The sequence below is a fragment of the Polynucleobacter arcticus genome, assembly GCF_013307205.1.
GTDB classification, from domain to species: Bacteria; Pseudomonadota; Gammaproteobacteria; order Burkholderiales; family Burkholderiaceae; genus Polynucleobacter; species Polynucleobacter arcticus.
Genome location: NZ_CP028940.1, coordinates 1372927 through 1397174, shown reverse-complemented (window position 1 = coordinate 1397174; position 24248 = coordinate 1372927). Strand labels below are relative to the sequence as shown.

At 47.0% G+C, this 24248-nt stretch carries 25 protein-coding genes; 19 read left to right on the top strand and 6 right to left on the bottom strand.

Annotation, left to right across the window (positions count from 1 at the left end; translation table 11 throughout):
- Window positions 1-49: 49 nt before the first annotated feature.
- Window positions 50-1555, bottom strand: coding sequence for a glycosyltransferase family 39 protein (locus DN92_RS07090; RefSeq protein ID WP_173960577.1), 1506 nt, complete (start codon window positions 1553-1555; stop codon window positions 50-52).
- Between the two features lie 3 nt (window positions 1556-1558).
- Here DN92_RS07090 and DN92_RS07085 point away from each other — a divergent pair, with 3 nt between their 5' ends.
- The gene (locus DN92_RS07085; RefSeq protein ID WP_254598272.1) at window positions 1559-2410 is read left to right on the top strand and encodes a DUF3047 domain-containing protein; all 852 of its coding nucleotides are present in this window, start codon (window positions 1559-1561) and stop codon (window positions 2408-2410) included.
- Window positions 2411-2438: 28 nt separating this feature from the next.
- Here the strand turns inward: DN92_RS07085 and DN92_RS07080 are convergent, their stop codons facing one another.
- A complete protein-coding gene (locus DN92_RS07080; protein ID WP_173960576.1) occupies window positions 2439-4712 on the bottom strand; it encodes a heavy metal translocating P-type ATPase in 2274 nt (757 codons plus the stop codon).
- A gap of 73 nt (window positions 4713-4785) precedes the next feature.
- Here DN92_RS07080 and DN92_RS07075 point away from each other — a divergent pair, with 73 nt between their 5' ends.
- From DN92_RS07075 to DN92_RS07020, 12 genes are all read left to right on the top strand, one after another.
- Entirely contained in the window at window positions 4786-4980 is a 195-nt protein-coding gene (locus DN92_RS07075) for a heavy-metal-associated domain-containing protein (RefSeq protein ID WP_173960575.1), read from the top strand.
- Window positions 4981-5108: 128 nt separating this feature from the next.
- A complete protein-coding gene (gene apbC / locus DN92_RS07070; RefSeq protein ID WP_173960574.1) occupies window positions 5109-6197 on the top strand; it encodes an iron-sulfur cluster carrier protein ApbC in 1089 nt (362 codons plus the stop codon).
- A gap of 6 nt (window positions 6198-6203) precedes the next feature.
- Window positions 6204-6743 carry a DUF3305 domain-containing protein gene (locus DN92_RS07065; RefSeq protein ID WP_173960573.1) on the top strand — a complete coding sequence of 180 codons (540 nt, stop codon included), beginning with the start codon at window positions 6204-6206 and terminating at the stop codon, window positions 6741-6743.
- A complete protein-coding gene (locus tag DN92_RS07060) occupies window positions 6743-7303 on the top strand; it encodes a DUF3306 domain-containing protein (RefSeq protein WP_173960572.1) in 561 nt (186 codons plus the stop codon). The genes DN92_RS07065 and DN92_RS07060 overlap by 1 nt, the downstream gene beginning before the upstream one ends.
- A 10-nt stretch (window positions 7304-7313) precedes the next feature.
- Entirely contained in the window at window positions 7314-9404 is a 2091-nt protein-coding gene (locus tag DN92_RS07055; RefSeq protein ID WP_173960571.1) for a 4Fe-4S binding protein, read from the top strand.
- Window positions 9401-10045 (top strand): TorD/DmsD family molecular chaperone, encoded by a 645-nt coding sequence (locus tag DN92_RS07050; protein WP_173960570.1) that lies wholly within the window; start codon window positions 9401-9403, stop codon window positions 10043-10045. Before DN92_RS07055 ends, DN92_RS07050 begins: the two co-directional genes overlap by 4 nt.
- 132 nt (window positions 10046-10177) lie before the next feature.
- Window positions 10178-10399: a formate dehydrogenase gene (locus DN92_RS07045; RefSeq protein WP_173960569.1), complete on the top strand. Its 222-nt coding sequence runs from the start codon at window positions 10178-10180 to the stop codon at window positions 10397-10399.
- A 60-nt stretch (window positions 10400-10459) separates the two neighbouring features.
- Entirely contained in the window at window positions 10460-13444 is a 2985-nt protein-coding gene (locus DN92_RS07040; RefSeq protein WP_173960568.1) for a formate dehydrogenase subunit alpha, read from the top strand.
- A gap of 27 nt (window positions 13445-13471) precedes the next feature.
- Window positions 13472-14131, top strand: a complete 660-nt coding sequence (gene fdh3B, locus DN92_RS07035; RefSeq protein ID WP_173960567.1) for a formate dehydrogenase FDH3 subunit beta — start codon at window positions 13472-13474, stop codon at window positions 14129-14131.
- Window positions 14128-14382, top strand: coding sequence for a hypothetical protein (locus DN92_RS07030; protein ID WP_173960566.1), 255 nt, complete (start codon window positions 14128-14130; stop codon window positions 14380-14382). The genes fdh3B and DN92_RS07030 overlap by 4 nt, the downstream gene beginning before the upstream one ends.
- Window positions 14383-14411: 29 nt before the next feature.
- The gene (locus DN92_RS07025) at window positions 14412-15470 is read left to right on the top strand and encodes a formate dehydrogenase subunit gamma (protein WP_173960565.1); all 1059 of its coding nucleotides are present in this window, start codon (window positions 14412-14414) and stop codon (window positions 15468-15470) included.
- Between the two features lie 9 nt (window positions 15471-15479).
- Window positions 15480-15794 (top strand): hypothetical protein, encoded by a 315-nt coding sequence (locus DN92_RS07020; protein ID WP_173960564.1) that lies wholly within the window; start codon window positions 15480-15482, stop codon window positions 15792-15794.
- On the opposite strand, the gene DN92_RS07015 is transcribed toward DN92_RS07020, so the two are convergent.
- Together DN92_RS07015 and DN92_RS07010 are read right to left on the bottom strand one after the other, a co-directional pair.
- The gene (locus DN92_RS07015) at window positions 15795-16523 is read right to left on the bottom strand and encodes an ATP-binding cassette domain-containing protein (protein ID WP_173960563.1); all 729 of its coding nucleotides are present in this window, start codon (window positions 16521-16523) and stop codon (window positions 15795-15797) included. It abuts the gene before it with no gap.
- Entirely contained in the window at window positions 16516-17211 is a 696-nt protein-coding gene (locus tag DN92_RS07010) for an ABC transporter permease (protein ID WP_173960562.1), read from the bottom strand. Before DN92_RS07010 ends, DN92_RS07015 begins: the two co-directional genes overlap by 8 nt.
- 66 nt (window positions 17212-17277) lie before the next feature.
- Here DN92_RS07010 and DN92_RS07005 point away from each other — a divergent pair, with 66 nt between their 5' ends.
- Genes DN92_RS07005 through cls form a run of 3 tightly spaced genes read left to right on the top strand, consistent with a single transcriptional unit; the run spans window position 17278 to window position 19702 of the window.
- Window positions 17278-17481 carry a hypothetical protein gene (locus DN92_RS07005; protein ID WP_173960561.1) on the top strand — a complete coding sequence of 68 codons (204 nt, stop codon included), beginning with the start codon at window positions 17278-17280 and terminating at the stop codon, window positions 17479-17481.
- The gene (locus tag DN92_RS07000) at window positions 17478-18230 is read left to right on the top strand and encodes an endonuclease/exonuclease/phosphatase family protein (RefSeq protein WP_173960560.1); all 753 of its coding nucleotides are present in this window, start codon (window positions 17478-17480) and stop codon (window positions 18228-18230) included. The genes DN92_RS07005 and DN92_RS07000 overlap by 4 nt, the downstream gene beginning before the upstream one ends.
- The gene (gene cls / locus DN92_RS06995; protein WP_173960559.1) at window positions 18227-19702 is read left to right on the top strand and encodes a cardiolipin synthase; all 1476 of its coding nucleotides are present in this window, start codon (window positions 18227-18229) and stop codon (window positions 19700-19702) included. The genes DN92_RS07000 and cls overlap by 4 nt, the downstream gene beginning before the upstream one ends.
- On the opposite strand, the gene DN92_RS06990 is transcribed toward cls, so the two are convergent.
- Both DN92_RS06990 and DN92_RS06985 read right to left on the bottom strand, forming a co-directional pair.
- The gene (locus DN92_RS06990; protein ID WP_173960558.1) at window positions 19699-20883 is read right to left on the bottom strand and encodes a CaiB/BaiF CoA transferase family protein; all 1185 of its coding nucleotides are present in this window, start codon (window positions 20881-20883) and stop codon (window positions 19699-19701) included. The genes cls and DN92_RS06990 overlap by 4 nt on opposite strands.
- Before the next feature lie 11 nt (window positions 20884-20894).
- The gene (locus DN92_RS06985) at window positions 20895-22064 is read right to left on the bottom strand and encodes an acyl-CoA dehydrogenase family protein (protein ID WP_173960557.1); all 1170 of its coding nucleotides are present in this window, start codon (window positions 22062-22064) and stop codon (window positions 20895-20897) included.
- 145 nt (window positions 22065-22209) lie between these two features.
- On the opposite strand from DN92_RS06985, the gene DN92_RS06980 reads away from it, so the two are divergent.
- From DN92_RS06980 to sodB, 3 genes are all read left to right on the top strand, one after another.
- Window positions 22210-22713 carry a YqaA family protein gene (locus DN92_RS06980; RefSeq protein WP_173960556.1) on the top strand — a complete coding sequence of 168 codons (504 nt, stop codon included), beginning with the start codon at window positions 22210-22212 and terminating at the stop codon, window positions 22711-22713.
- Between the two features lie 52 nt (window positions 22714-22765).
- Window positions 22766-23542 carry a 3-hydroxybutyrate dehydrogenase gene (locus DN92_RS06975; RefSeq protein WP_173960555.1) on the top strand — a complete coding sequence of 259 codons (777 nt, stop codon included), beginning with the start codon at window positions 22766-22768 and terminating at the stop codon, window positions 23540-23542.
- Window positions 23543-23662: 120 nt separating this feature from the next.
- Window positions 23663-24241, top strand: a complete 579-nt coding sequence (sodB, locus tag DN92_RS06970; RefSeq protein ID WP_173960554.1) for a superoxide dismutase [Fe] — start codon at window positions 23663-23665, stop codon at window positions 24239-24241.
- The last annotated feature ends 7 nt before the right edge of the window (window positions 24242-24248 follow it).

The following is a 24248-nucleotide window of genomic DNA, read 5'->3' as shown; positions in this document are numbered from 1 at the left end:
TAATGCCTTGAGCGTTGAAGAGTCCTAAAAAGCTCCTGAATTGAAAGAATTAACGCGTTGTGCCAGCATCCTGCCAATTTCGGCAAAGACTATAGTCAAATTTGGATAGCATCTGCCCAAATCGGATGACCTCCATGCTATCTAGGGGCGCACACTCCTCAAAAGCCAAATTACCCCCTACCGGCGGCTTAAATGCCATCCCTGACCAGTTAATGAGTAAGACATTCGCGCCAACAGGCAATTGCCCAAACCAGAGATCAAATTGATCCTGTCGCTGGTCTAGAACAAAGACGGGCAGGGGTTGGGCATACCAAGCTGCTCGACTGCCCAGTGTCCAGTTTTGCACGGCAATCCCATTAACTTTGTTTACCTGTGCTAACTGAGCTGCTTTTTGTCCGGCCAGTTTCCAGCCATAGAGATCAGCAATTGGGTTGGACTTGATACTTGAGCCGCCTGAGTTATTAACGCCTCCCGATAGCACATAGCCGAATCCGATTAAGCAGATGAGGATCTGCCCAATGACCAATATACGAATGCTGAGGCGGTGCTGCATTGACCATGCTTTGGCTAAACCAATCCCAGCAAAAGGTGCCAAGCAAAACCAGGCAGGAGTAGTCCAGTGAGGCAAGCTGCCGCCACCCGATAGCGCAGCAAAAATAGCGAAAGGAATTGCGAAGAAGCTGAGCAATGCAATGAGAACCCGCTTCTGTCCATGCAGGCAATGCTTCAAAAACCCAAATGCTCCCCAGATTAATAACGGCCCAAAGCACGCAATCTGGATCCCCATAAAAGCCGCTACTCTGCGCCATGCCCAAGTGCCACCGCTACCATGAGCAATTTGGTACTTGAATGAGATCCAGTCATTGATCCCATTCCAGTAAAGCACTGGACTGATGACAATCAAGGCGATCGCCACAGCAATCCAGAAACCCGATTTGGTGATCCATGATTTTTTGGGTGATGCTAGCAACACTAAGAGCAAGGCAAAGGCAGTAAACACGGCGGTGTACTTGCTAAGACCTGCTAAGCCCAGCAGCAAGCCGGTTACTATCCAATCGGCCAGAGAAAAAGAATCCTTGCGTGTCCAGCGCAGCGCCATCAACATCAATCCAAGACTAAGGGGGGCAAGTAAAGTATCCGGCAAGAGACCGATGGCTAAAACATGAGGTAATGGTGCCGCAATAATGGCTAGCACTGCCATGAGGCCACATAAGTTGGCAGAGGGAAGTGCGGTGGTTAAGTAGCCAGCATTGCGCCCCTGTATGAGGCGATGGATCTCTAAGGTAACTTGATAGACTAAGTAGACTGAGATTATCCAGAGCAATTCTGGTATCAGTCGAATGACGCCTTCGGAGGATGTCAGTGAAATGAGGGGCCACTGAATCCAGCCGACTAGCGGCGGATGATCAAAATAACTCCAAGCGAGGTGTTTTGCGTATAAAGCGTAATGCGCTTCATCGACCGAGAATTCAATCGAAAACCCGAGAGCAAAATGCACTAGCGCAGCAATGCAGATGCTAATGGCGGCCCAACTTGAGGGTGATTGATGGCGCATGCCATGATTTTAGACTTACTAAGCCCATTCTTTGGGACAATTGAGGATATGTTGACTACAAGCCTCTACCGAACTCTGCTGGTTTTGATTGCCACAAGCAGTCTATTAATGGGGTGCGCTGGCTTGACTGGGAATTCTATCGAGAATGAGGCAGGCCAAGCATTTAATGCTGACCAGTTGCCAGCCCAAGAAGATTTGCCGAAGTTCTCTGCTCAAAAGGCCCGCAATGGTATGCCGGAGGGATGGCATTTCTATCGAATAGCACCTTATAAGAAAAATACGATTTATCGCCTCGAGAATTATCAAGGCCGTACAGTACTTGCCGCCAATTCGAAAACTTCAGCTTCGGGACTAGCAGTCAAACTCCGTCCACGTGCAGCTCAAAACTTATGGCTACAGTGGGAGTGGAAGGCAGTGGGGGCGATACCGCAAGCCGATAATGCAGAGAGTCAACATGATGACGCCCCACTTCGCATCTTGGTTGCCTTTGACGGTAATAAATCAAAACTGCCCTTAAAAGAAAAGCTGACCTTTGAGATGGCTAGCTTGATCAGTGGCCAAGAGATGCCATACGCCACGGTGATGTATATCTGGTCCGGTAAAAATACTGTCAATACGGTATTAAATAATGCACACACTTCTCGAGTCAAAATGATTGTGGTGGATTCTGGGTGGGATAACTTAGGCGAGTGGCGTCAGCATGAGCGTGATCTTGCAGCAGACTATAAGTTAGCCTATGGAGAGGCTCCAGGTAATGTCATCGGTATTGCGCTGTTGACTGACACGGACAACACTAAATCGGAAGCGCGCGCACTGTATGGTGATATCGAGCTACTGCGTAAGTATGTCAAATGAGTCTGTCTAATATCAGCTGAACAAATGCCTAGTGATGTCGCGGGCGCCAACGTTTCAATAGTAGAGCATTACTTAATACGCAGAAACTAGAAAGTGCCATTGCGCTGCCAGCCAGCATGGGAGATAAATAACCTAGCGCCGCCAGCGGAATGCCGATGGTATTAAAGGCAAAAGCCCAAAATAAATTTTGACGAATCTTATTCCAGGTTTTTTGGGAAATGTCGATTGCATCTCCAACTAAAGTGGGATCGCCGCGCATGAGGGTAATGCCAGCAGCCTGCATTGCCACATCGGTTCCGGTAGACATTGCCATACCCACATCGGCTATCACCAATGCTGGTGCATCGTTTACGCCATCCCCCACCATTGCTACATAATGTTTTTTCCCATCTGGGGCACTTTGTAGTTTCTGAATAATTTCTGCTTTGTTGATTGGAAGAACTTGTGCAAAGACTTCGTTGATACCAATTGTTTTGCCTACGCGGTTTGCTGCCGCTACATTATCGCCAGATAACATCACCGTCCGAATGCCTAATGTATTGAGCGCGTTGATTACTTCTTGAGAATTCGGTTTGAGCTCATCCCCAAAAGCAATCGCCGCAATGGGAGTCTCTGTCATTGCATTCATGAGTATGGAAACGGTTTGACCTTGATCAAAGCAGCTTTGTGCTTTTTCTAAGATAAGGGGATATGCCAAAGCGTCTTTTAGGGAGGCGACGCTTTGCAATCGCAAAGTAAAGCCGGCAAAAGGACCGGCACTGGGAATACCTTCAATCCCAATACCGGGAAGTGCCTTGCTGGCCGTTGTCATCATCGGTGATAGAGTTTTTTCTTTAGCTGCATCAATTAGCGCTTTGGCCAAAGGATGCTCGCTCCCCAATTGCAAGCCTGCAGTGGCGGCAAGTATTTGATCGATATTGACGGAAGATTCATCAAAGGGAAGTAGGGCCAACATACGTGGTTTGCCCATCGTCAGTGTGCCTGTCTTGTCAAAGGCAACAATATCGATTTTGTGTGCCAGCTCTAATACCTGTGGATCCTTAATCAAAATACCAAAGCGTGCAGCCACGCCAGTACCTGCCATGATTGCCGCTGGAGTGGCTAATCCTAATGCGCAAGGGCAGGCGATGACTAGAACAGAGACGGCACGCAGAATTGCAATAGCGGTCGAATCAAAGTAAAGCCAATTGCCGATACCGGTAAGGATCGCAAGGACAATCACTGTAGGCACAAAGATGGCGCTGACTTGATCAACCAGCTTCTGAATAGGTGCCTTTTGGGTTTGCGCATCCTCAACTAGACTGATGATTTTTGACAGCACACTTTCAACCCCAACTGCTTCGGCCATTACTACCAGAACACCCTCCCCATTTAATGCACCCCCGATGACTTTAGAGTCAATCACTTTTTTAACAGGCTCACTTTCACCGGTAAGCAGGGATTCATCGACATGGCTAGACCCAAAATTAATATTGCCATCTACTGGAATACGTTCACCAGGCAGGACTAAGACTTTATCCCCGGGAAGTACTTGTTCTAGAGGTAAGTCGCGATAGTGCTCTGCACTCACCGCAGTATTGCCATTGAGCTCAAGGCCCACATCCAGCACCTTTGCATGCTCAGGCCAGAGTTTTTGCAGGGCGCGAATGGCTTCACTGGTTTGTTGCTTGGCGCGAGCCTCTAGCCATTTACCCAATAAGACCATGCAGATGATGACGGCTGAGCCCTCAAAGTACAGCTCATGCGCATGGCTAGAGGTGAGAAGTAGGTAGAGACTGAGCCCATAGGCAGCACTAGTGCCCAGCGCCACCAATAAATCCATATTGCCAGCACCAGCCAAGAGTGACTTGTAGCCAGCCTGATAAAAACGCCATCCCAATACAAATTGCACTGGAGTGGCTAATGCCAGTTGCCACCAGCCAGATAACGACCAGTGAATACCAAAAGGCATGAAAAGCATCGGCAAAAATAGTGGGGCAGAGAGCAGAAAGCTGAGAATGACTCGGCCCAAGCCATCTGGCGCCCAAAAAGACTTAGCGATATTGTGATCAGGATTACCGCGAACGGCGCTAGCTTGGGCTTCATAGCCGATCTTTTTGACGAGATTAATCAGATCAGTAAGACTGATTGAGCCGGTCTTAACGCGAATTTTTGCTTGCTCAGTAGCTAGATTGACGCTAGCGGCTTCCACGCCGGGAATCTTGTTTAAGGCCTTCTCTATGCGACTGACGCAAGATGCGCAGGTCATTCCGCCAATATCTAGGGTAAAAAACTCGGAATTAGTCAGTTCTTTAGCGCTCATGTAGAAGATAATCTACCGTAAGGTGAAAAAATACCACTAACAATAGTATTTTCACGATTTAGAAGGAGTTCTTATGTTTACTCTCCAGGTTTCGGGCATGACTTGTGGCGGCTGTATTAACGCAGTGACTCGTGCCATTCAGGCGCAGGACCCTCAAGCTAAAGTGCAGGCAGACCTGCCAACGCAGGTGGTGAGCCTTGAAACCAGCCTCAGTCCAGAGTTGGCCGCAGAGCTCATAACAGATGCTGGTTTTCCAGTTTCTCAATAGCCCTAAAGTTCGCTTTAGCAATTTTTTGCATGTGCGGTTAAATTACCCACTATTCCATTTGTTGCAATAACACTAAATAAGAGAGACGGATCATCCCGCAAAAAGGATGTTCCTTATAGGAGAAAGTTGTGTCGCTTACTGTAGAAGCTGTGCAAGCAGCATTAAAGGGTTTAATTGACCCAAATACCCAAATTGATTTTGTATCAGCAAAGAGCGTGAAGAATTTACGAGTAGATGGTGGGGAGATCAGTCTCGATATCGTGCTGGGTTATCCCGCTAAGAGTCAATTTGATTCCATTCGCAAATCAGTCATCGGGGTTCTCCGTGAATTGCCTGGAGCCAAAAATGTGAGCGTGAATGTCAGCAGTCAAATCGTTGCGCATACTGTGCAACGTGGTGTCAAATTATTGCCCGGTGTTAAAAATATTATTGCTGTAGCCAGCGGTAAAGGTGGCGTGGGAAAATCGACCACTGCCGTCAACTTAGCATTAGCTTTGGCTGCTGAGGGTGCACAAGTGGGCATGTTGGATGCGGATATTTATGGCCCCAGCCAACCCATGATGCTTGGTATTACCGGTAGACCAGAATCGATTGAAGAAAATACGATGGAGCCGATGGTGGGCCATGGTATTCAAGCGAGCTCGATTGGTTTCTTAATTGATGATGATGCGCCGATGGTATGGCGTGGCCCCATGGTGACATCTGCATTAGAGCAGTTGCTACGTCAGACTCGTTGGCGTGATCTCGATTACCTTATTGTGGATATGCCGCCAGGTACTGGTGATATTCAATTGACGCTTGCGCAAAAGGTGCCTGTGACGGGCGCGGTGATCGTGACTACGCCACAAGATATTGCGCTATTGGATGCACGTAAGGGCCTCAAAATGTTTGACAAGGTCGGCGTACCGATTGTGGGCATTATCGAAAATATGAGCACGTATATTTGCCCAAGCTGTGGACATGAAGAGCATGTATTTGGTACGGGCGGCGGCCAGAAGATGTGCAAAGAATATGGCGTTGATTTCTTAGGTGACTTGCCACTGAATTTATCGATTCGTGAGCAGGCAGATGCAGGTCGCCCTACGGTAGTAGCGGATCCTGATGGAGCCATCAGCGCTATTTATAAAACGATTGCTCGAAGAGTTGCTATTAAGGTAGCTAGCTTGTCAAAAGACATGAGCAGTAAATTTCCTAACATCGTGGTTCAGAATACCTAAGGCCTTATGCGTTTTGCTGTGATCATGCGTAAGCAGTTTGTCGATAATCCGTGGATCTCATTTCGGTGGGCTCCCACGGAGATATTGCCTGATTTTGGCCAATTCACCAGCACATCTATCCCAGCCAACAAAATCGCTGGGCAGTTTCTAGGGCGCGATGAACAGGGTGAATCCTGGCTATTTACTGGTTATGAGCTCAATCTCTTTCCAGATGAAGCTGAAGGGTATTACCTCAACTTGTCCGCGACGCTCCCCGCGTGGTTTGTGATGTGGCGCTTGGAGGAGGATGTCGAGCGCTATATTGATGCACAGTCTATTGAGCTAGCAAAATCTGAAACGACGATGGCCGTTCCACACCGTATTAGTGTCAGCTATAACGAAGCAGGGCGCTTATTGGATGGTGGCGAGTCGGTTGATAGCGTTCTCTTAACGACGGAGCATGCCTCCTGGTTGCAGGAGTACGTGAACGAGCATTACCGTCCGGAGCCAAAAAAGCGCCATCGCCCCGAATCATTTAAGGGCGCAAATCGCCCAACGGAGGACTGATGGCTGGAGGTTTTTTAGACCGTTGGTCACGTCGCAAGGCTGGGGAGCAGCTTGAGCCTGAGAAAAAATTAGTTGAGCCGACTAAGCAAGCTTTAGTAAGTGACGCTGAAGTCAAAGTCCCGGCTGAAGATGTTCAAGATGCTCTCCCGACGATGACTTTGGATGATGTGGAGAAGATAGATCGCTTTGCACCAGACTTCTCAGCCTTTATGCAGCCCGGAGTTGATCCGGCTGTACAGCAAGCCGCAATGAAGAAGATGTTTTCAGATCCGCACTTCAACATCATGGATGGCTTGGACATTTACATTGATGACTACTCAAAGCCCGATCCCATACCCCTGGAGATGCTCAAGCGCATGGTTCAGTCCGATATGCTCAATATCTTCCGCAAGGACAATGTTGATGAACCTGAGGCTAATACCATTGCCAGTACCGATATTTCAGCATCAAAAGAGCCAACTTTGCCAGCTCCCGTTCAGACTGATTTAACATCCACACCTATACCTATTCAGGAAGCAGGGGATCAAGACCCTTTGTCCGTGGATAAAAAAACCAGTTAAGAAGAAATCGATGAGTCAAAAATTAGTTTGTAATTGCAATGGAACCATGTCTTTAGATGCCAAGACATTGGGCGTAAAGGTACACACTTCTTTATGTAGGCAAGAAGTCGGTCTCGCCATGCAGGCCATGAATGGCAACGACTCCATCGTTATTGCCTGTACCCAAGAGGGCGCCTTATTTAATGAGTTAGCAGAGCAATCAGAGAAGCCTTTGGTAGCACCGTTACGCTTTGTCAATATTCGTGAAGTAGCTGGCTGGACTCAGGAAGCTAAAACTTCTGGACCCAAGATTGCGGCTTTACTTGCCTTAGCGGATATGCCGGAAGCCGAGCCTGTCCCAATAGTGAATTATGAAAGTCAGGGGCGCTTGCTCATTGTTGGGGCTGGAAAACAAGCTTTGCCTTGGGCCGAAAAGCTCAGCGATTCTCTTGACGTCTCGGTGCTGTGTACCGAGCCAGGCGCATTACCGATCGCTAGAAATTTCCCGGTTTATACAGGTGAAGTGACTAAGCTAGATGGTTATCTTGGCCACTTTAGTGTTGACTGGAATCTGCAAAACCCAATTGATCCGGAAATGTGTACTCGTTGTGGCGCATGTGTTGAGGTTTGTCCAGAAGGCGCCATTGATGACTCTTTCCAAATCGATTTAGATAAATGTAAATCCAATCGCGATTGCATTACAGCCTGTGCCGGTATTGGTGCTATCAATTTTGATCGAGTAGAGCGTCAGCGCAGTTCTGAGTTCGACTTGATTATGGATTTACGTGCAGATCCTCAGATGCGGATGAGTCAGACTCCGCAAGGCTACTTTGCCCCAGGTCAGGATCCGTTCGAACAGTCTTTAGTGGCAAATCAATTACTCGGATTAGTTGGCGAGTTTGAGAAGCCTAAATACTTTGCTTATAACGAGAAGGTTTGTGCCCATGGCCGTAACGGCAAAGTCGGGTGCAATGCTTGTATCGATGTGTGCTCTACCGGCGCCATATCCTCCTTGTTCAAGAATGGACAAGGTACTGTTGAGGTGAATCCCAATCTCTGCATGGGTTGTGGAGCTTGTTCGACAGTCTGCCCCTCTGGTGCAATGCGCTATAACTATCCAAGCGTGCCGCACCAGGGTAAAGAAATTAAAACTTTGGCTAATGTATTTATTGCGGAGAGCGCTAAAGCCAAGCAGTCCTCTGCGCCAGCATTGTTGTTGCATACGCTCAATGCGGGAACTCAGCTACTGGATTCTCTTGGGCGATCTGCTCACTTAAGGCCAAAACAGTTTGAAGGCTTACCATCCTCTGTATTGCCTTACGGTATTGAACACATTGCCTCTACCGGTTTAGATTTATGGCTTGGTGCATTGAGCTATGGTTTTGGCGAAGTGATTCTGCTATTAACCGGAGATGAGGATCCGAGCTATCGTACCGCGCTAGAAACTCAAGTGGATTTAGGTAATGCCATTTTGGCTGTTTATGGATTTGATGCCAGACTGTCGCTAATACAACTTGAGTCTTCGAGTGATCTGCAGGCAGCCTCGACAGCGATGGGTAAACTTCGTCAGCGTGGCGCCTTATCTGCTATCTGCTCCCCAGCTACCTTTGGTTTGAGCAATCAAAAACGCGAAACCATTGAGACTGTAATAGAGCATTTACAAAAGCAGGCCAAAATGGCTTTGCCGGCGGGCGGAGCTGCTTTGCCGAAGTCCTCCTTCTTGGGTGGCCTCAATATCAATCAGGACGCCTGCACGCTGTGTATGTCTTGTGTGGGCAGCTGTCCTGAAGGGGCCTTGCTGGATAACTTGGATGAACCCAAACTTTCCTTTATTGAAAAGCAGTGTGTCCAATGCGGCATTTGTGTCCAAACTTGCCCAGAGCAAGCCTTAGCTTTAGCCCCCCGCTTACAGACAGTTGAGAAGCGCAAGGAGAGAGTAGAGCTGAACGAGACCAAGCCTTTTCATTGCATTAGCTGTGGCAAGGTGTTCGGTACCGCGAAGATGGTGGACTTGATGCTAATTAAGCTGGGTGTTCATGAAGCATTTGCTGGAGCGGCCCTAGAAAGACTCAAGATGTGCAGTGATTGTCGTGTTGTAGATATGGTGAACAAACAATTATGAGTGAAACAATGAAAGAAACGCCCTCGACAGAGGTAGGTGATGTGGGTTTGCCAGAGGATTTGGCGCGGGCTGATTTATACGGCTTGATCGCTAGACTCTTTCATGAGGCGCCTGATCAAGAGTTATTGGATCAAATAGCCGCTTCCATCCCAGACGGTCAGGAAGTTCAGGCTGAAGACGCACCCCTGGGCAAAGTTTGGCATACCGTGGTGGAGTTGGCTAAATCCAACCCTGCCAAAGCTTGGCAAGATGAGTTTGATCTCAATTTCATCAGCGTTGGCAGGCCCAATATTATTCTCAATGGCTCTTTCTATATGGCCGGCTACTTGAATGAGCGGCCATTGGTAGAAATTCGTCGCGCCTTAGATGCCTTTGGTTTGGAGTCCGCAGAAGAGATTTCAGAAACCGAGGACCATATTTCTGCAGTTTGTGAAGTGATGCGCTATCTCATCGCAGGTGATGATGTAGAGGTCTCTAATCTCACCAATGAAAGAGTCTTTTTCAATGACCACATTCGACCATGGTATGGAGATTTATGCGATGCCATCGACGATATTCCAGAGATGCGTCTGTATCAATCGGTGGGGGCGCTTACGCGGGAGTTTTTGGATATCGAAGGCCAAAGTTTTGACATGATTTAATGTTGCATTGCAATATAAAAAGTATTGGTATTGGTATTTGTACCTAGTAAATTTTTCTGTAACAAATATGTCAAAAATGCAATTACCAATTAAACTATCAGCAAATAAATTCGTACTTAATAGGAATATTCAATGAACACTAAATCCACTACTGCAGTTGCTGAAGAAAATAAGCCAGCTCGCAGAAAGTTTTTCATTGGAGCAGGCGCTGCTGTTGGCGCTGTAGCGGTAGCCTCCCAAACCAGCATTGGCAAAGCGGTAATTCAAGAAGTTGGAAGCACAGTCAAAGCGAAAGATGAGGGTTATCACTTGTCTGCACACATTCGCAAGTATTACGAAACCACCATGCTTTAAACCAAGTTGTAGATCTAGTCATTTCCAAATAATTAAAAAAACATTTCTCAGGAACAACATATGAGTCTGACTCGTAAACCTAGTACCTCACAAAGCAGTCGTTCTACGCCTGCATCACGCCTCATCGGCAGCCTTTCACGCGGACTCCAATCTGCGGTGCCAACGATGGATCGTCGAACCTTTTTGAAACGCTCTGGTGTTGGTGTTGGAGCAGGAATTGCCGCTAGTCAGCTTAATTTCGTTCAAAAAGCCATTGCTGAGCCAAATAGAGCGATGTTGGATGGTAAAGGTAAGATTGAAGTCAAGAGAACAGTTTGTTCCCACTGTTCAGTAGGTTGTTCAACCGACGCCACTGTTGAGAATGGTGTTTGGGTTCGTCAAGACTCCGCTTTTGATTCCCCGATCAACATGGGTGCTTATTGCGCCAAGGGTGCTTCATTGCGTGAGCACGGCCATGGTGAATTCCGCCTCCGCTATCCAATGAAGCTGGTTGATGGCAAGTATCAAAAGATTTCTTGGGATCAGGCTTTAACTGAAATTACTGCGCAGATGAAAGATCTCCGCACAAAATACAGTCCTGATTCATTGTTCTTTATCGGCTCCTCTAAGCAGAGTAACGAGCAGGCTTATTTGTTGCGTAAGTGGGTTTCCTTCTTCGGAACGAATAACACAGACCACCAGGCTCGTATTTGTCACTCAACCACAGTTGCCGGTGTTGCTAACACCTGGGGCTATGGTGCAATGACCAATAGCTACAACGATATGATGAACTCCAAGGCTGCCATGTACATCGGCTCCAACGCAGCTGAGGCTCATCCGGTATCGATGTTGAGCTTGCTCAATGCAAAGGAAAATGGCTGTAAGGTTATCGTAGTTGATCCCCGCTACACAAGAACAGCTGCTAAGTCTGATCAATACGTACGTATTCGTTCAGGTACAGATATTCCTTTCGTCTTTGGTGTCCTGTACCATATTTTCAATAACGGCTGGGAAGATAAAAAGTACATCAATGACCGTGTCTACGGTATGGACGAGATCCGCAAAGAAGTGATGGAAAAGTGGACCCCAAAGAATGTTGAAGAGGCTTGCGGCGTCCCAGAAGCGGAAGTATATAAAGTGGCCGAAACGATGGCTAAGAATCGCCCGAGCACTGTTGTTTGGTGTATGGGTCAAACTCAGCACACCATTGGTAATGCCATGGTGCGCGCCTCCTGTATTTTGCAATTGGCATTAGGTAACATTGGTAAGTCTGGCGGCGGAACAAACATTTTCCGTGGCCACTGTAACGTTCAAGGTGCTACTGACGTAGGTCCTAACCCAGATTCATTGCCTGGCTACTACGGCCTTGCAGCGGGTTCATGGAAGCACTTTGCCACTGTTTGGGATGTTGATTACGAGTGGATCAAAGGTCGCTACGCACCAGACATGATGGAGAAGTCAGGTACTACCGTTTCTCGTTGGGTTGATGCGGTGTTGGAAAAGAATGACATGATTGATCAGCAAACCAATGTAAAAGGTTTGTTCTTCTGGGGTCACGCAGCCAACTCCCAAACTCGCGGCTTAGATATGAAGCGCGCGATGGATAAATTAGATTTACTCGTTGTAGTAGATCCATATCCAACAGCAGTAGCTGCGATGGCTGCAATGCCTCCTGCAGAAAGCAATACTGTTAATAAAAACCGCAATGTTTATTTGCTCCCGGCTACAACTCAGTTTGAAACAAACGGAACTGCTACAGCATCGAACCGTTCGATTCAGTGGCGCGAGAAAGTCATAGATCCATTGTTTGAATCTGTTCCTGACCACGTGATCATGCAAGCTTTTGCCGATCGCCTTGGTTTCGGTCAAGAGCTGTCCAAGAATTTCAAGATGCAGAGCTCCAAGTTTGCTGGTAAGCAATGGAAAGAGCCGCTAATCGAAGACATCCTTAGGGAAATCAACCGCTCTTGCTGGACAATTGGTTACACAGGACAAACTCCTGAGCGTATCAAAGCGCACATGAGAATGGCTGGCACTTTTGATCCGAAGACATTGAAATCTAGAGGTGGTGTTGATCCGGTAACCGGCTACGACACAACAGGTGATTACTACGGATTGCCTTGGCCTTGCTACGGCACGGCAGCTATTAAGCACCCAGGCTCACCAAATCTGTATGACACCAGTAAGTCTGTCATGGAGGGTGGTGGTAACTTCCGCGCTAACTTTGGTGTTGAGAAGGATGGCAAGACTTTATTGGCTGAAGATGGTTCTTATTCCAAGGGCTCTGCAATCAAGACGGGTTACCCTGAGTTTGACCACGTCATGGTCAAGAAGCTTGGTTGGTGGAATCAGTTGACTGAAGATGAGCAAAAAGCTGCTGAAGGTAAGAACTGGAAGACTGACTTGTCAGGTGGTATTCAGCGCGTTGTCATGAAAAACGGCTGCCATCCATTTGGTAACGCAAAAGCGCGTGCAGTAGTTTGGAACTTCCCTGATCCGATCCCAGTTCACCGCGAGGCTTTGTATAGTACTAACGAGCCAATGATGCGCAAATACCCAACATCTGCGGATAAGAAGAATTTCTGGCGCTTGCCAACTCTTTACAAGACTCTGCAAGATCAGAACTTGAATGAGAAGTTTTATGAGAAATTCCCAATCATTCTGACTTCAGGTCGTTTGGTTGAGTATGAGGGTGGTGGTGAGGAAACCCGTTCTAATCCTTGGTTGGCTGAGCTACAGCAAGAGAACTTTGTGGAAATTAATCCAAAAGCTGCTCAAGCTCGTGGCATCAAAAATTGGGATTATGTTTGGGTTAAATCACCAACAGGTGCCAAGATCAAAGTTCGCGCGATGGTTACAGAGCGCGTTGATCAAGGAACCGCTTTTGTACCGTTCCACTTCTCTGGTTGGTGGCAAGGCGCTGACTTGCGTAAGTACTATCCAGAAGGTGCGTCACCAATCGTTCTGGGTGAGTCGGTTAACACCGCAACCACTTATGGATATGACCAAGTGACGATGATGCAAGAGACCAAAACCACCATGTGCCAAATCGAAAAATTTGCCTAAGTTAAAAAATAAAGTCAGGAGAACACAATGGCAAGAATGAAATTTATTTGTGATACAGAGCGTTGCATCGAGTGCAATGGCTGTGTGACAGCTTGTAAAAATGATAATGAGGTACCTTGGGGCGTTAATCGTCGCCGTGTGGTTACTGTGAATGATGGAATTATTGGTAAAGAGAAATCAATCTCTGTAGCCTGTATGCATTGTTCAGATGCACCTTGTATGGCTGTATGTCCAGTCGACTGCTTCTATCGCACTGATGAAGGTGTTGTTTTGCATGACAAAGACATCTGTATCGGTTGTGGTTACTGTTCTTTTGCTTGCCCATTTGGCGCTCCTCAGTTCTTGAGTTCAGGTGCCTTTGGTGTGCGCAGCAAGATGGACAAGTGCACATTCTGTAGTGGTGGACCTGAAGCCAATGGTAGCGTTGCTGAATTCGAGAAATATGGTCGCAATCGTTTAGCAGAAGGTAAGTTGCCTTTATGTGCTGAGATGTGTTCTACGAAAGCTTTGATTGGTGGAGACGGCGATGTGATCTCATCCATCTATGAAAAACGCGTATCCATCCGCGAAGCGAACGGTAGATATCCAAGTAGAGATATTTTCGGTTGGTCAACTGCTTACGGCCCAATGGATTCACCTGCGCCAAAACCAACACCTGCTGACAAAATCCCAGGAGCAAAATCATGAGATTTAATTTGAAGACCATTGGTTTGTGTCTGGCTGCAGGCGCGATGTTGGCTGCTTGCTCTGAGCCTCCTGAAATTGCAGCCAAGGCTGCAAAGCGTCCAGACGTTGCACCATACATGGGGGCTGATAACGGCTTCATGACTAAAGGCTGGACTCCGGGCAATCAGGCTAGTTGGACCGAATCGGTTGATAAGCGTAATCAGAATCAGTCTGAGTATTCACGCTTTAAGTCATCAGTTAAACAACAATAAATAAAACGAAAACGTTTAAGGATATTTGTATGAATCGATCATTCTCTAGTGTTAGTCGCTCTTGGGTATTGGCCCTTGGCGTATCGCTAAGTTTGCTTAGCGGTGTGTCTATGGCAGAGCGCGCGCCAATGCCGCCATTGCCATCACCAAGTGGCATTGACTATCCGAAGGACCTTAGCAACATTCCTAATGGCACTCAAGCTCAGTCACAACCTGCGAATTCACCACAGGTCGGCGAGAAGTTCCTTTGGAATTCTGCTAACAGCGACCCTTACAACACTGTCAGTATTCCAGACAAAGAGGCCAGCGTGTTGATTCAGCGTGCTGGACAGCAGTGGCGCTTTATTCGTAATGGTGTCATTACGGTTTACGGCGGCTGGTTATTAGCTCTCGCTTTCTTTGGTATTGCGGCTTTGTTCATTATTAAAGGCCCAATTAAGCTACATGCACCAATGTCTGGTCAAAAGATCAAACGGTTTAATGGCTTTGAGCGCTTCACCCACTGGGTGATGGCCTTTAGTTTTATTGGCCTTGCAATCACTGGCTTATTAATTTTGTACGGCAAGTATTTTGCAATGCCACTCATGGGTGGTGTCGCCTACGGTACTTTCTTGAACATTTGCAAAAATATTCATAACTACTCCGGCCCACTCTTTACTCTGAGCGTAGTGATTTTCTTCTTGTTGTTTGCAACTAGAAATATCCCAGGTGAAGGCGATCTGACTTGGATTAAGTCATTTGGCGGAATGTTTGGCGGAAAGCATCCTCCTGCAGGCTTCTTTAACTTCGGTGAGAAAATCTGGTTTTGGTTTGGTATGACTTTCCTTGGCTTGGTGATTTCAGCTTCTGGTTTTGTGCTCGACATGATTGTTCCTTTCATGGAAATCCAATACATCCGTGGAACCATGCAGTTAGCAAATATCATTCATAGTTCAGCTTCCATCTTGATGACAACTATGGCGATGGGTCATATTTATATCGGCTCGATCGGTATGCAAGGCTCTCTTGATGGTATGAAGACAGGTTACGTAGACGGAACTTGGGCTAAAGAACATCATGAAATTTGGTACAACAAGGTTAATAAATAAGGTCAAGCCATGAAAAAACTCATTGCTTTTACTCTCTGTACATTCGCAACGGCTTCAGCGTTTGCGACTCTGCCACCACTCTCACCAGAAGCCAAGGCTGCTGATGATCTTGCAAAAGCTAAAACAGCTTATGCCGGTCGGGTAGGTGCTTTTCAGCTTTGTCAGGCAATCAACAAGGTTGCAGATCAGTACAGGGTTCCTGGTACTCCGGCTCCAGCAGCTTGTGTAGCTCCGCCACCATTTGTTGCTCCAGGAACTGTTGCTGCAGCTCCTGCTCCAGCTCCTGCTCCTGCTCCTGCAGTAGCACCGGCAGCAGCTAAGTAATTAGTCTGCTACGAGCTCTTGATGTAGGTAGCGTTTAGCTGCCTGTGTTTGGGGATTGGAAAAGAAAGGACCTACGGGTCCTTTTTCTTTGATCTCGCCCTGATCAATGAAGACGATGTACTCTGCAAGTCTTTGTACTTGTGCAAGCTGATGGGATGTAAAGATGACATCTGATCCTTGAAGCTTAAACTGGCGAATGATTTCTTCAACTTGGTCAGTCGTATTTGGATCCAGATTAGCTGTTGGCTCATCCAGTAAAACTAAATTGGGTTTCTGGAGAATGGCGCGACCCAAACACAGCTTTTGTCTTTCTCCTGCTGAGAGTTTGTGGGCTGGACTATTGGCAAGATGGCTTAAGCCAATTTGCTTCATCACTGCTTCAATAGCAACCAAGCCAATTGAAGAATCTGCATCTCTCACCATCGCGATATTGATTCTTGCGGAGGCTTTAATCATTGGCGTATGGTGTAGCACCAGTGAAGACTTAATAGGGCTATTTGAGTAGGTAATGCTGCCAGAATCTGGCTTGATTAATCCATCAATCAATTTCAAGAAGGTGGTTTTTCCTGCTCCATTTGGACCAATGCAGGCGCAAATCCGATCGGTGGGAATTACGGCATGTGGAATGTTTAAGATAGTTCGCCCATCACTTTTTACGATGACATCATTCAGCTCGATAAAGCGTTGAAACTGTGTTGACGAGTCGAGTGAATTCTGTGGATTAACCATAGCGTCTCTCAGCAATTTGCCGAACGGCAAAGGTAAATAGATTAGCAAGCAACACAATCCCCAACAAAACAATCCCTAGCGCCAGAGCGAGGGGTAGATCACCCTTGCTCGTTTCTAGGGCAATTGCCGTAGTCATGGTTCGCGTTGAGCGATCAATATTACCGCCCACGATCATGACGGCACCCACTTCCGAGATCGCTCTGGCCAGTCCAGCCAGGATGGCGATAGTTAGGGAAAAACGGCAATCCCAAATAAGCCACTTGAGGGCGGAAAGTCTGGGTAGGCGTAGCGCTCTAAATGAGTCCCGATGAATCCTCCAGGAATCCTCCAGAATTTGACGGCTTAGGGCTGCAATTAAGGGGGTTGTGAGCAGGGTTTGGGCCACGATCATGCCCTTGGGTGTAAAAAGCCATCCCCAGGTCCCTAAAGGCCCTGTTCTTGAGAGCATCAGGTACACCACCACGCCAACGATGACCGTGGGGACACCCATGAGGGTGTTGAGGGTGACTGTAATGGTCTTTTTTCCACGAAATTCTTCGGTAGCCAGTAGTGCTCCGAGGGGGAGGCCGATGAGGGTGCCAAAGAGTAATGCTGTCAGACTTACCTGAAGCGAGACCAGCACAATGCCCAATACCCCAGCGTCTAACTGCGCTAAAAGTTTAAAAGCGTCCTGAAAGGTCGTAAACATGGCCTATATTCTAGCAAGGGGATGGCAAAATGGGACAAATGCAAACAATTCTCTTATTTTTGACCCATGGCTGAAGTCATTTGCCTGTGTAATGAGGTCCTCGATATCGATCTTCGTGAATATCTCGATAACAATCCAATTGGGTCAATTGATGAGTTGCGCGATCAGGCCGCTATATGCAATAAATGCATGCAATGCCAGGATCTGGTGGAGGGCGAGATTTATCAAGCCCGTATGCGCCGACAAAGTGCGCCAGGACAATCTGAATGACGCAAAGTGTATTAGGGCGCTTTAGTGTCATGACCATCAATGTGCATAAGGGTGTTTCTCCTTTGCATAGGAAATCAACGATTTATGAGCTTCGCCAGAAGATGCGTAACCATCATCCGGACTTGCTGTTCTTGCAGGAACTTCAGCAAGAGCATCGTGGGCGGATTAGACGATTTGGTCAATGGCCGTTGACCGAACTCACTCACTTCTTATCTGAAGATTTTTGGCACGATTGGCATTACGGAAAAAATGTTGAATATCCTGATGGACATCATGGCAATGCAATTCTGTCTAAGCGACCCTTGCAAAAGGGTCAGAACTATGACATTTCAGCATACCGTTTTGAGAAGCGTGGATTACTTCATAGCGTCACCAAGCTAGAGGGAGTTGCCACTCCCATTCATTGCTTTTGTGTCCATCTGGCTTTATTTGAAAGAGGGCGTGAGCGTCAATTGGATGAGATTATTCGTTACATTGACTCATTGGCGGAGGGCGGCCCAACGATTGTTGCGGGTGACTTTAACGATTGGCGTAATCGCGCGAGTGCACCGATGCGAGCGGCTGGTTTTAGTGAGGTCTTTGAGGAGCTTACGGGCGCCCCCGCAAAAACTTTTCCAAGCGTGAAGCCCATGCTGTCGATGGATCGAATTTATGTCAGGGGTTTAAAGATTCATTCTGCAGAAATTTTGCATGAATGGTTGAGATTGTCTGACCACTTAGGTATTACTGCGGAACTGGAAGTCTTATGAATATATTGAATTATCTTTTAGGCTCTCTTTTTGGATTCTCTTTTATTTGGGTTCCAATAGCGCATGCCCTCATTGTGATTCTATTTGGGTTCCGCATGATTTCAGTGAGGAGGCCTGTAGCAGTAGCAATCGCCTGGTTTTTAATTGTGGTCCTATTTCCATTGATTGGGGTCAGCCTATACATCTTGATTGGCGAGCGCCCAGTGGGCCGCAAGCTCACTCGAAAAATCATTCGAATGGATAAGGAATATGCCGCCATTACGGAGGATATGCGTAAGCGCTATTCGGCGGATAAACAGCTGCTACCAGTCGAAGGAAGGGCGCTGAGCTTATTGGCAGAGTCCAAGAATGGCTCCCCAGTGATAGCTGGCAACCAGATTGAGTTGTTTACGAGCTCACTAGAGATATTGCAATTGTTCATTGATGAAATTGGACAAGCTAAAAAGACTTTGCATCTAGAGTTTTATATTTGGGCCTTGGGCGGTGATGCTGATCGTGTTTGTGAGGCCTTAATTGCGGCAGCTAAACGCGGAGTAGCTTGCAAGGTATTGCTCGATTCCTTGGGCAGTAAAGACTGGTTTAAATCTGATTGGCCTCACCGTTTTAGAAATGCGGGAATTCAAGTAACTGAGGCGCTACCAATTCAAATTGGTCGCTTTCAATTTCGTCGTGCGGACTTAAGACTCCATCGCAAGATCTTTGTAATTGATAACGCAATTGTGTGGACCGGTAGCATGAATTTGGTTGATCCACGTACCTTTAAGCAAGACTCCGGTGTGGGTGAGTGGGTCGATGCTATGGTCAGAATTGAAGGACCAGTTGCATCCCAGTTTGAGCTGACTTTTGCCTTCGATTGGAGTGTGGATAATCCCAAGATCAATCATTTCAAGGCTGTAGCACCAGCCGCTACTCCAGTAGAGGGGCAGGTGTTAGCCCAGGAGTTTTCTTCCGGTCCAGTGTATCGCGATGATATTTTGTATCAAGTGTTGCTCTCTGCGATTATGGATGCACGTGAAGAGCTTGTGATCACGACGCCTTACTTTGGTCCAGATGATGGCTTGATTCAGGGGTTGATGGCAGCGGCAGGTCGTGGCGTCAGAGTGACTTTAATTGTCCCTAAGTTAAATGACTCCACTTTGGTAGCATGGAGTAGCCGCAGTTTTTATGCTGATCTCATGAGCGCGGGTGTCAACATCGCAGAATTTCATGGCGGACTTTTACATACGAAGAGTTTGTTGATAGATAGAAAAGTCGCTATTTTTGGTTCGGTGAATTTTGATCAACGTAGTCTGCGTTTGAACTTTGAGATTAGTTTGATTGTGTACAACCTAGATTTCTGCGCCAAGCTCGAGAACTTAATTGAGTCTTACTTAGCTCAGTCTGATCTAGTGAATCGAGTAGCTTGGGCTAAGCGGCCGCGCTGGCGTGTCCTTCTTGAGAACGCAGCACACTTGGCCTCTCCGTTACTTTAAATAGCGCCTCGTGCTCGTAGAGCCTCAATTTCAGAAGAGGCTATTCCTAATTCTGCAAGAATCGCATCGGTGTGTTCCCCAACGGCAGGAACGGGGTCCATACGATAGTCATAACTATCATTTACACCCGGTGGGAGCAGGGCTGCAATCGTGCCATTCGGTGTTCCAACTTCCGTGAAACGATTGCGTGCCTTCAGTTGCTCATGCTTCCAAAGGCCTTCCATGTCATTGAGGTGCGCATTGGCAATCTGGGCTTTTTCTAATCGGGCAATCAATTCTTCAGATGTAATCTGACAAAAGCAAGCGTTAATGATTTGCAGTAGTTCAACTCGTTTTTCATTGCGTTTAAAGTTTTTATCAAAGCGCTCGTCTTGGGCGAGAGCGGGATTTTCTAAAACAATCTCACAAAACTTCGCCCATTCACGTTCATTTTGAAGTCCGAGCATCACTGTTTTTCCATCACCAGCTTTGAACGGGCCATAGGGGTAGATAGTGGCATGAGAGGCGCCATTTCTCGATGGTGGGTTTGCACCTTTGTATGCGTAATACATCGGAAAGCTCATCCATTCACTTAAGGCTTCAAGCATCGAAATGTCAATGACCGTTCCTTTGCCAGTCTTTCCTCTTTGTAATAGTGCAGCCAAAATATTGCTGTAGGCATACATCCCTGCGGCAATATCCGCAATCGAGTTACCGGCCTTGCTGGGCGTCTCCGGTGTACCCGTGATAGATAAGAAGCCCGCCTCACTCTGAATCAATAGGTCATAGGCTTTTTTATCGCGATAGGGGCCATCGTTTCCATAACCAGAGATAGAGCACAGAATGAGTCCAGGATTTTCTTTTTGTAGTTCCTCAGCAGTCAGGCCCATGCGTGCAGCTGCACCAGGAGCTAGATTTTGGATAAAGACATCAGCAGTTTTTAACAAGCTCTTCAGTATTGCTAATGCAGCCTCATGCTTAAGGTCGAGCGTCAAACTCTCTTTTGAGCGATTGACCCAGACAAAGTGCGAGGAGAGTCCCTCTACTTGGGTGTCGTAACCCCTGGCAAAATCTCCACCACCAGGACGCTCGATCTTGACAACGCGCGCCCCTAAGTCAGCAAGTTGACGAGTACAGAAGGGTGCAGCAATGACATGCTCTAATGCGATCACGGTAATGCCATCCAATGGACGAATGCTCATATTGAGGTCTATTAGAAGGATCGTGGAAGACCGAGGATATGCTCGGCGACGTAGGAATAGATTAAGTTGGTTGAAATAGGCGCGACTTGGTAGAGGCGGGTTTCACGGAACTTACGTTCGACATCATATTCATTGGCAAAGCCAAAACCACCATGGGTCTGCAGGCAAACGTTGGCCGCCTCCCACGAAGCTTTTGCGGCAAGGTACTTTGCCATATTCGATTCGGCACCACAGGGCTGATTCGCATCAAAGAGTTCGCACGCCTTAAAGCGCATCAGATTAGCTGCCTCAGTTTCAATAAAAGAGTCTGCAATCGGAAATTGGATACCTTGATTCTTGCCAATAGGGCGATCAAAGACCACGCGTTCATTAGCATAACGTCGCGCCTTATCGACAAACCAATAGGCATCACCAATACATTCCGCAGCGATCAAAACGCGCTCCGCATTGAGGCCATCAAGGATGTACTTAAATCCTTGACCTTCTTCACCGATCAAATTCTCGGCAGGGATCTCTAAGTTGTCAAAGAACACTTCATTAGTTTCATGATTCACCATGTTGGCAATCGGTTGAATAGCCATGCCTTTGCCAATCGCATCTTTTAGGTTGACGATAAAGATCGACATGCCCTCGGATTTTTTCTTTACTTCTGCAAGCGGGGTAGTGCGGGCCAGCAAAATCATTAAATCGGAATGTTGAATACGCGAGATCCAGACTTTCTGCCCATTCACAACATACTTATCACCTTTTTTGACGGCAGTAGTTTTGAGTTTGGTCGTATCTGTGCCAGTACTGGGTTCGGTCACTGCCATTGACTGTAGGCGCAACTCACCAGTAGCAATCTTGGGTAGGTAAAGTTTCTTCTGGGCAGCCGAGCCATGACGTAGCAAAGTACCCATGTTGTACATCTGCCCATGACAAGATCCCGCATTGCCGCCGGAGAAATTAATTTCCTCCATGATTACTGAAGCCTCCGCAAGACCTAAGCCAGAGCCGCCATATTCTTCCGGAATTAATGCAGCTAACCAGCCTGCTTGTGCCATGGCATCAACAAAGGCCTCAGGGTAAGCGCGCTCATGATCCACCTTTTGCCAGTAAGCGGAGTCAAAACTCCCGCAAAGGTCGCGTAGGGCTTCACGCATATCTTGGTATTGGTCTGGCTTTGGGATGGGATGATTCATAGATTAAAGAGTGAGTAAATAGAGTGAATGAATATGCAATACCTGTAGTTTAAGCAAGATTTCAGAATGGTGGGTGGCCAAGGATGGGGCATACTGAACTTATGATTCAACCTTCCAATAACTGCTCATCTGGAATCTTTGCCTAATGGAGCAATTGCTAAGCCATTTTTTTGACTTCTTTGGGATGCCATCGATTGGCTTGCCGGCTGTATTTTTTAGCGCCTTTATTTCTGCCACTTTGCTGCCGGTAGGTTCTGAGCCCATACTCTTTGGGTATGTGTCTATCAATCCTCACTTGTATTGGGTTGCCATTATGGTTGCCACAATCGGCAATACCTTGGGCGGTATGCTGGATTGGTTGCTTGGCTTAATTAGTCGCAATAGCTTTGAGTCACTTAAGGGCCCTACCAATAGCAGAATGCAACGCTGGCTTGCTGAGCGAGGCCCTAAGATGCTTCTGTTGTCGTGGCTGCCTGGATTCGGTGATCCTCTGTGTGTAGCAGCGGGGTGGTTACGGTTACCCTGGCTGCCGTGCTTGGGCTATATGTTCGTTGGTAAGCTGCTGCGCTACCTCACCATGACTTGGCTTCTCACCCTAGTGCCCAACAGCGTATGGCACCAACTGGGGCACTGGCTGCACCTGATCTAAATTCTTCCGTTGTATCCTCTACCTTTAATGTCAATATCTCGCGAGGTCAGTCATGTCCCATCTAAAAGGTAAAACAGCACTTGTCACAGGCTCGACTAGCGGCATCGGTTTAGCAATCGCTATTGGCTTGGCAAAGCAGGGTGCCAATATGATGGTGAACGGATTTGGTGAAAAAGATGCCGCTATTGCTGCAATAAAAGCTTGCGGCGTAGAAGTGGAATATCACGGTGCTGATATGAGTAAGCCTGCTGAAATTCAGGACATGATTGAGCAAACTGAAAAGCGTTTTGGCGCACTCGATATTTTGGTAAACAATGCTGGAATTCAGTACACAGCAAATGTGGAAGATTTTCCCGCTGATAAATGGGAATCGATTATTGCCATTAATTTAAGCTCTGCTTTTTATACCTCGCATCATGCACTTCCCGGTATGAAAAAACGTAACTGGGGTCGTATTATTAATATTGCCTCTGTTCATGGATTGGTTGGATCTACCCAAAAGTCTGCCTATGTTGCAGCTAAACATGGCATTGTTGGCTTAACCAAGGTGACTGCCTTAGAGAATGCAAAAACGGGCATTACTTGTAATGCAATTTGTCCGGGTTGGGTCTTAACTCCACTCGTTCAAAAGCAAGTAGACGCTCGTGCAGAGCGTGAGGGAATTTCAAATGAAGCAGCTAAAAAGGCCCTGGTCTCTGAAAAGCAACCATCAGGTGAATTTGTCGCTCCAGAGCAATTAGCAGCATTGGCTGTTTTCCTCTGTGGTCCGGACGCCTCTGAGGTGCGTGGAGTAGCTTGGAATATGGATGGTGGCTGGACAGCTCAGTAGTCTGAGGGTAGTTCAGACGTCCCCAACTTTCATTGTCAAACAAAAATGCCATAATCGACTATAGTAAAGCCAGCATGGCTACTTTAGCTCCCTATTCATCTGTTTTATAAGGAAAAAATGATGGAACATACATTACCTCAACTGCCTTACGCATTAGATGCGCTCTCACCATTTATCTCAAAAGAAACGCTCGAGTTTCACTACGGTAAACATCATCAAACTTACGTTACGAATTTAAATAATTTAATCAAGGGCACTGAGTTTGAAGCTGCCTCCCTAGAAGATATTGTTAAAAAATCCGCTGGCGGTGTTTTCAATAATGCAGCCCAAGTATGGAATCACACTTTCTATTGGAACAGTATGAAGCCCAATGGCGGTGGTGCACCGACTGGCGCTTTGGCCGATGCGATCAATGCAAAGTGGGGCTCTTTTGATAAGTTCAAGGAAGAGTTCACGAAGTGTGCAGTAGGCACCTTCGGATCTGGCTGGGCTTGGTTAGTTAAAAAAGCTGACGGTACTTTGGATTTGGTATCCACTAGTAACGCAGGTACTCCGTTAACGACGGATGTCACTCCACTCATGACTTGTGATGTGTGGGAGCATGCTTACTATGTCGATACTCGCAATGCCCGTCCAAAGTATGTAGAAAATTTCTGGAATGTAGTGAATTGGGACTTTGCGAGCAAGAATTTTGCTTAATTCTGAT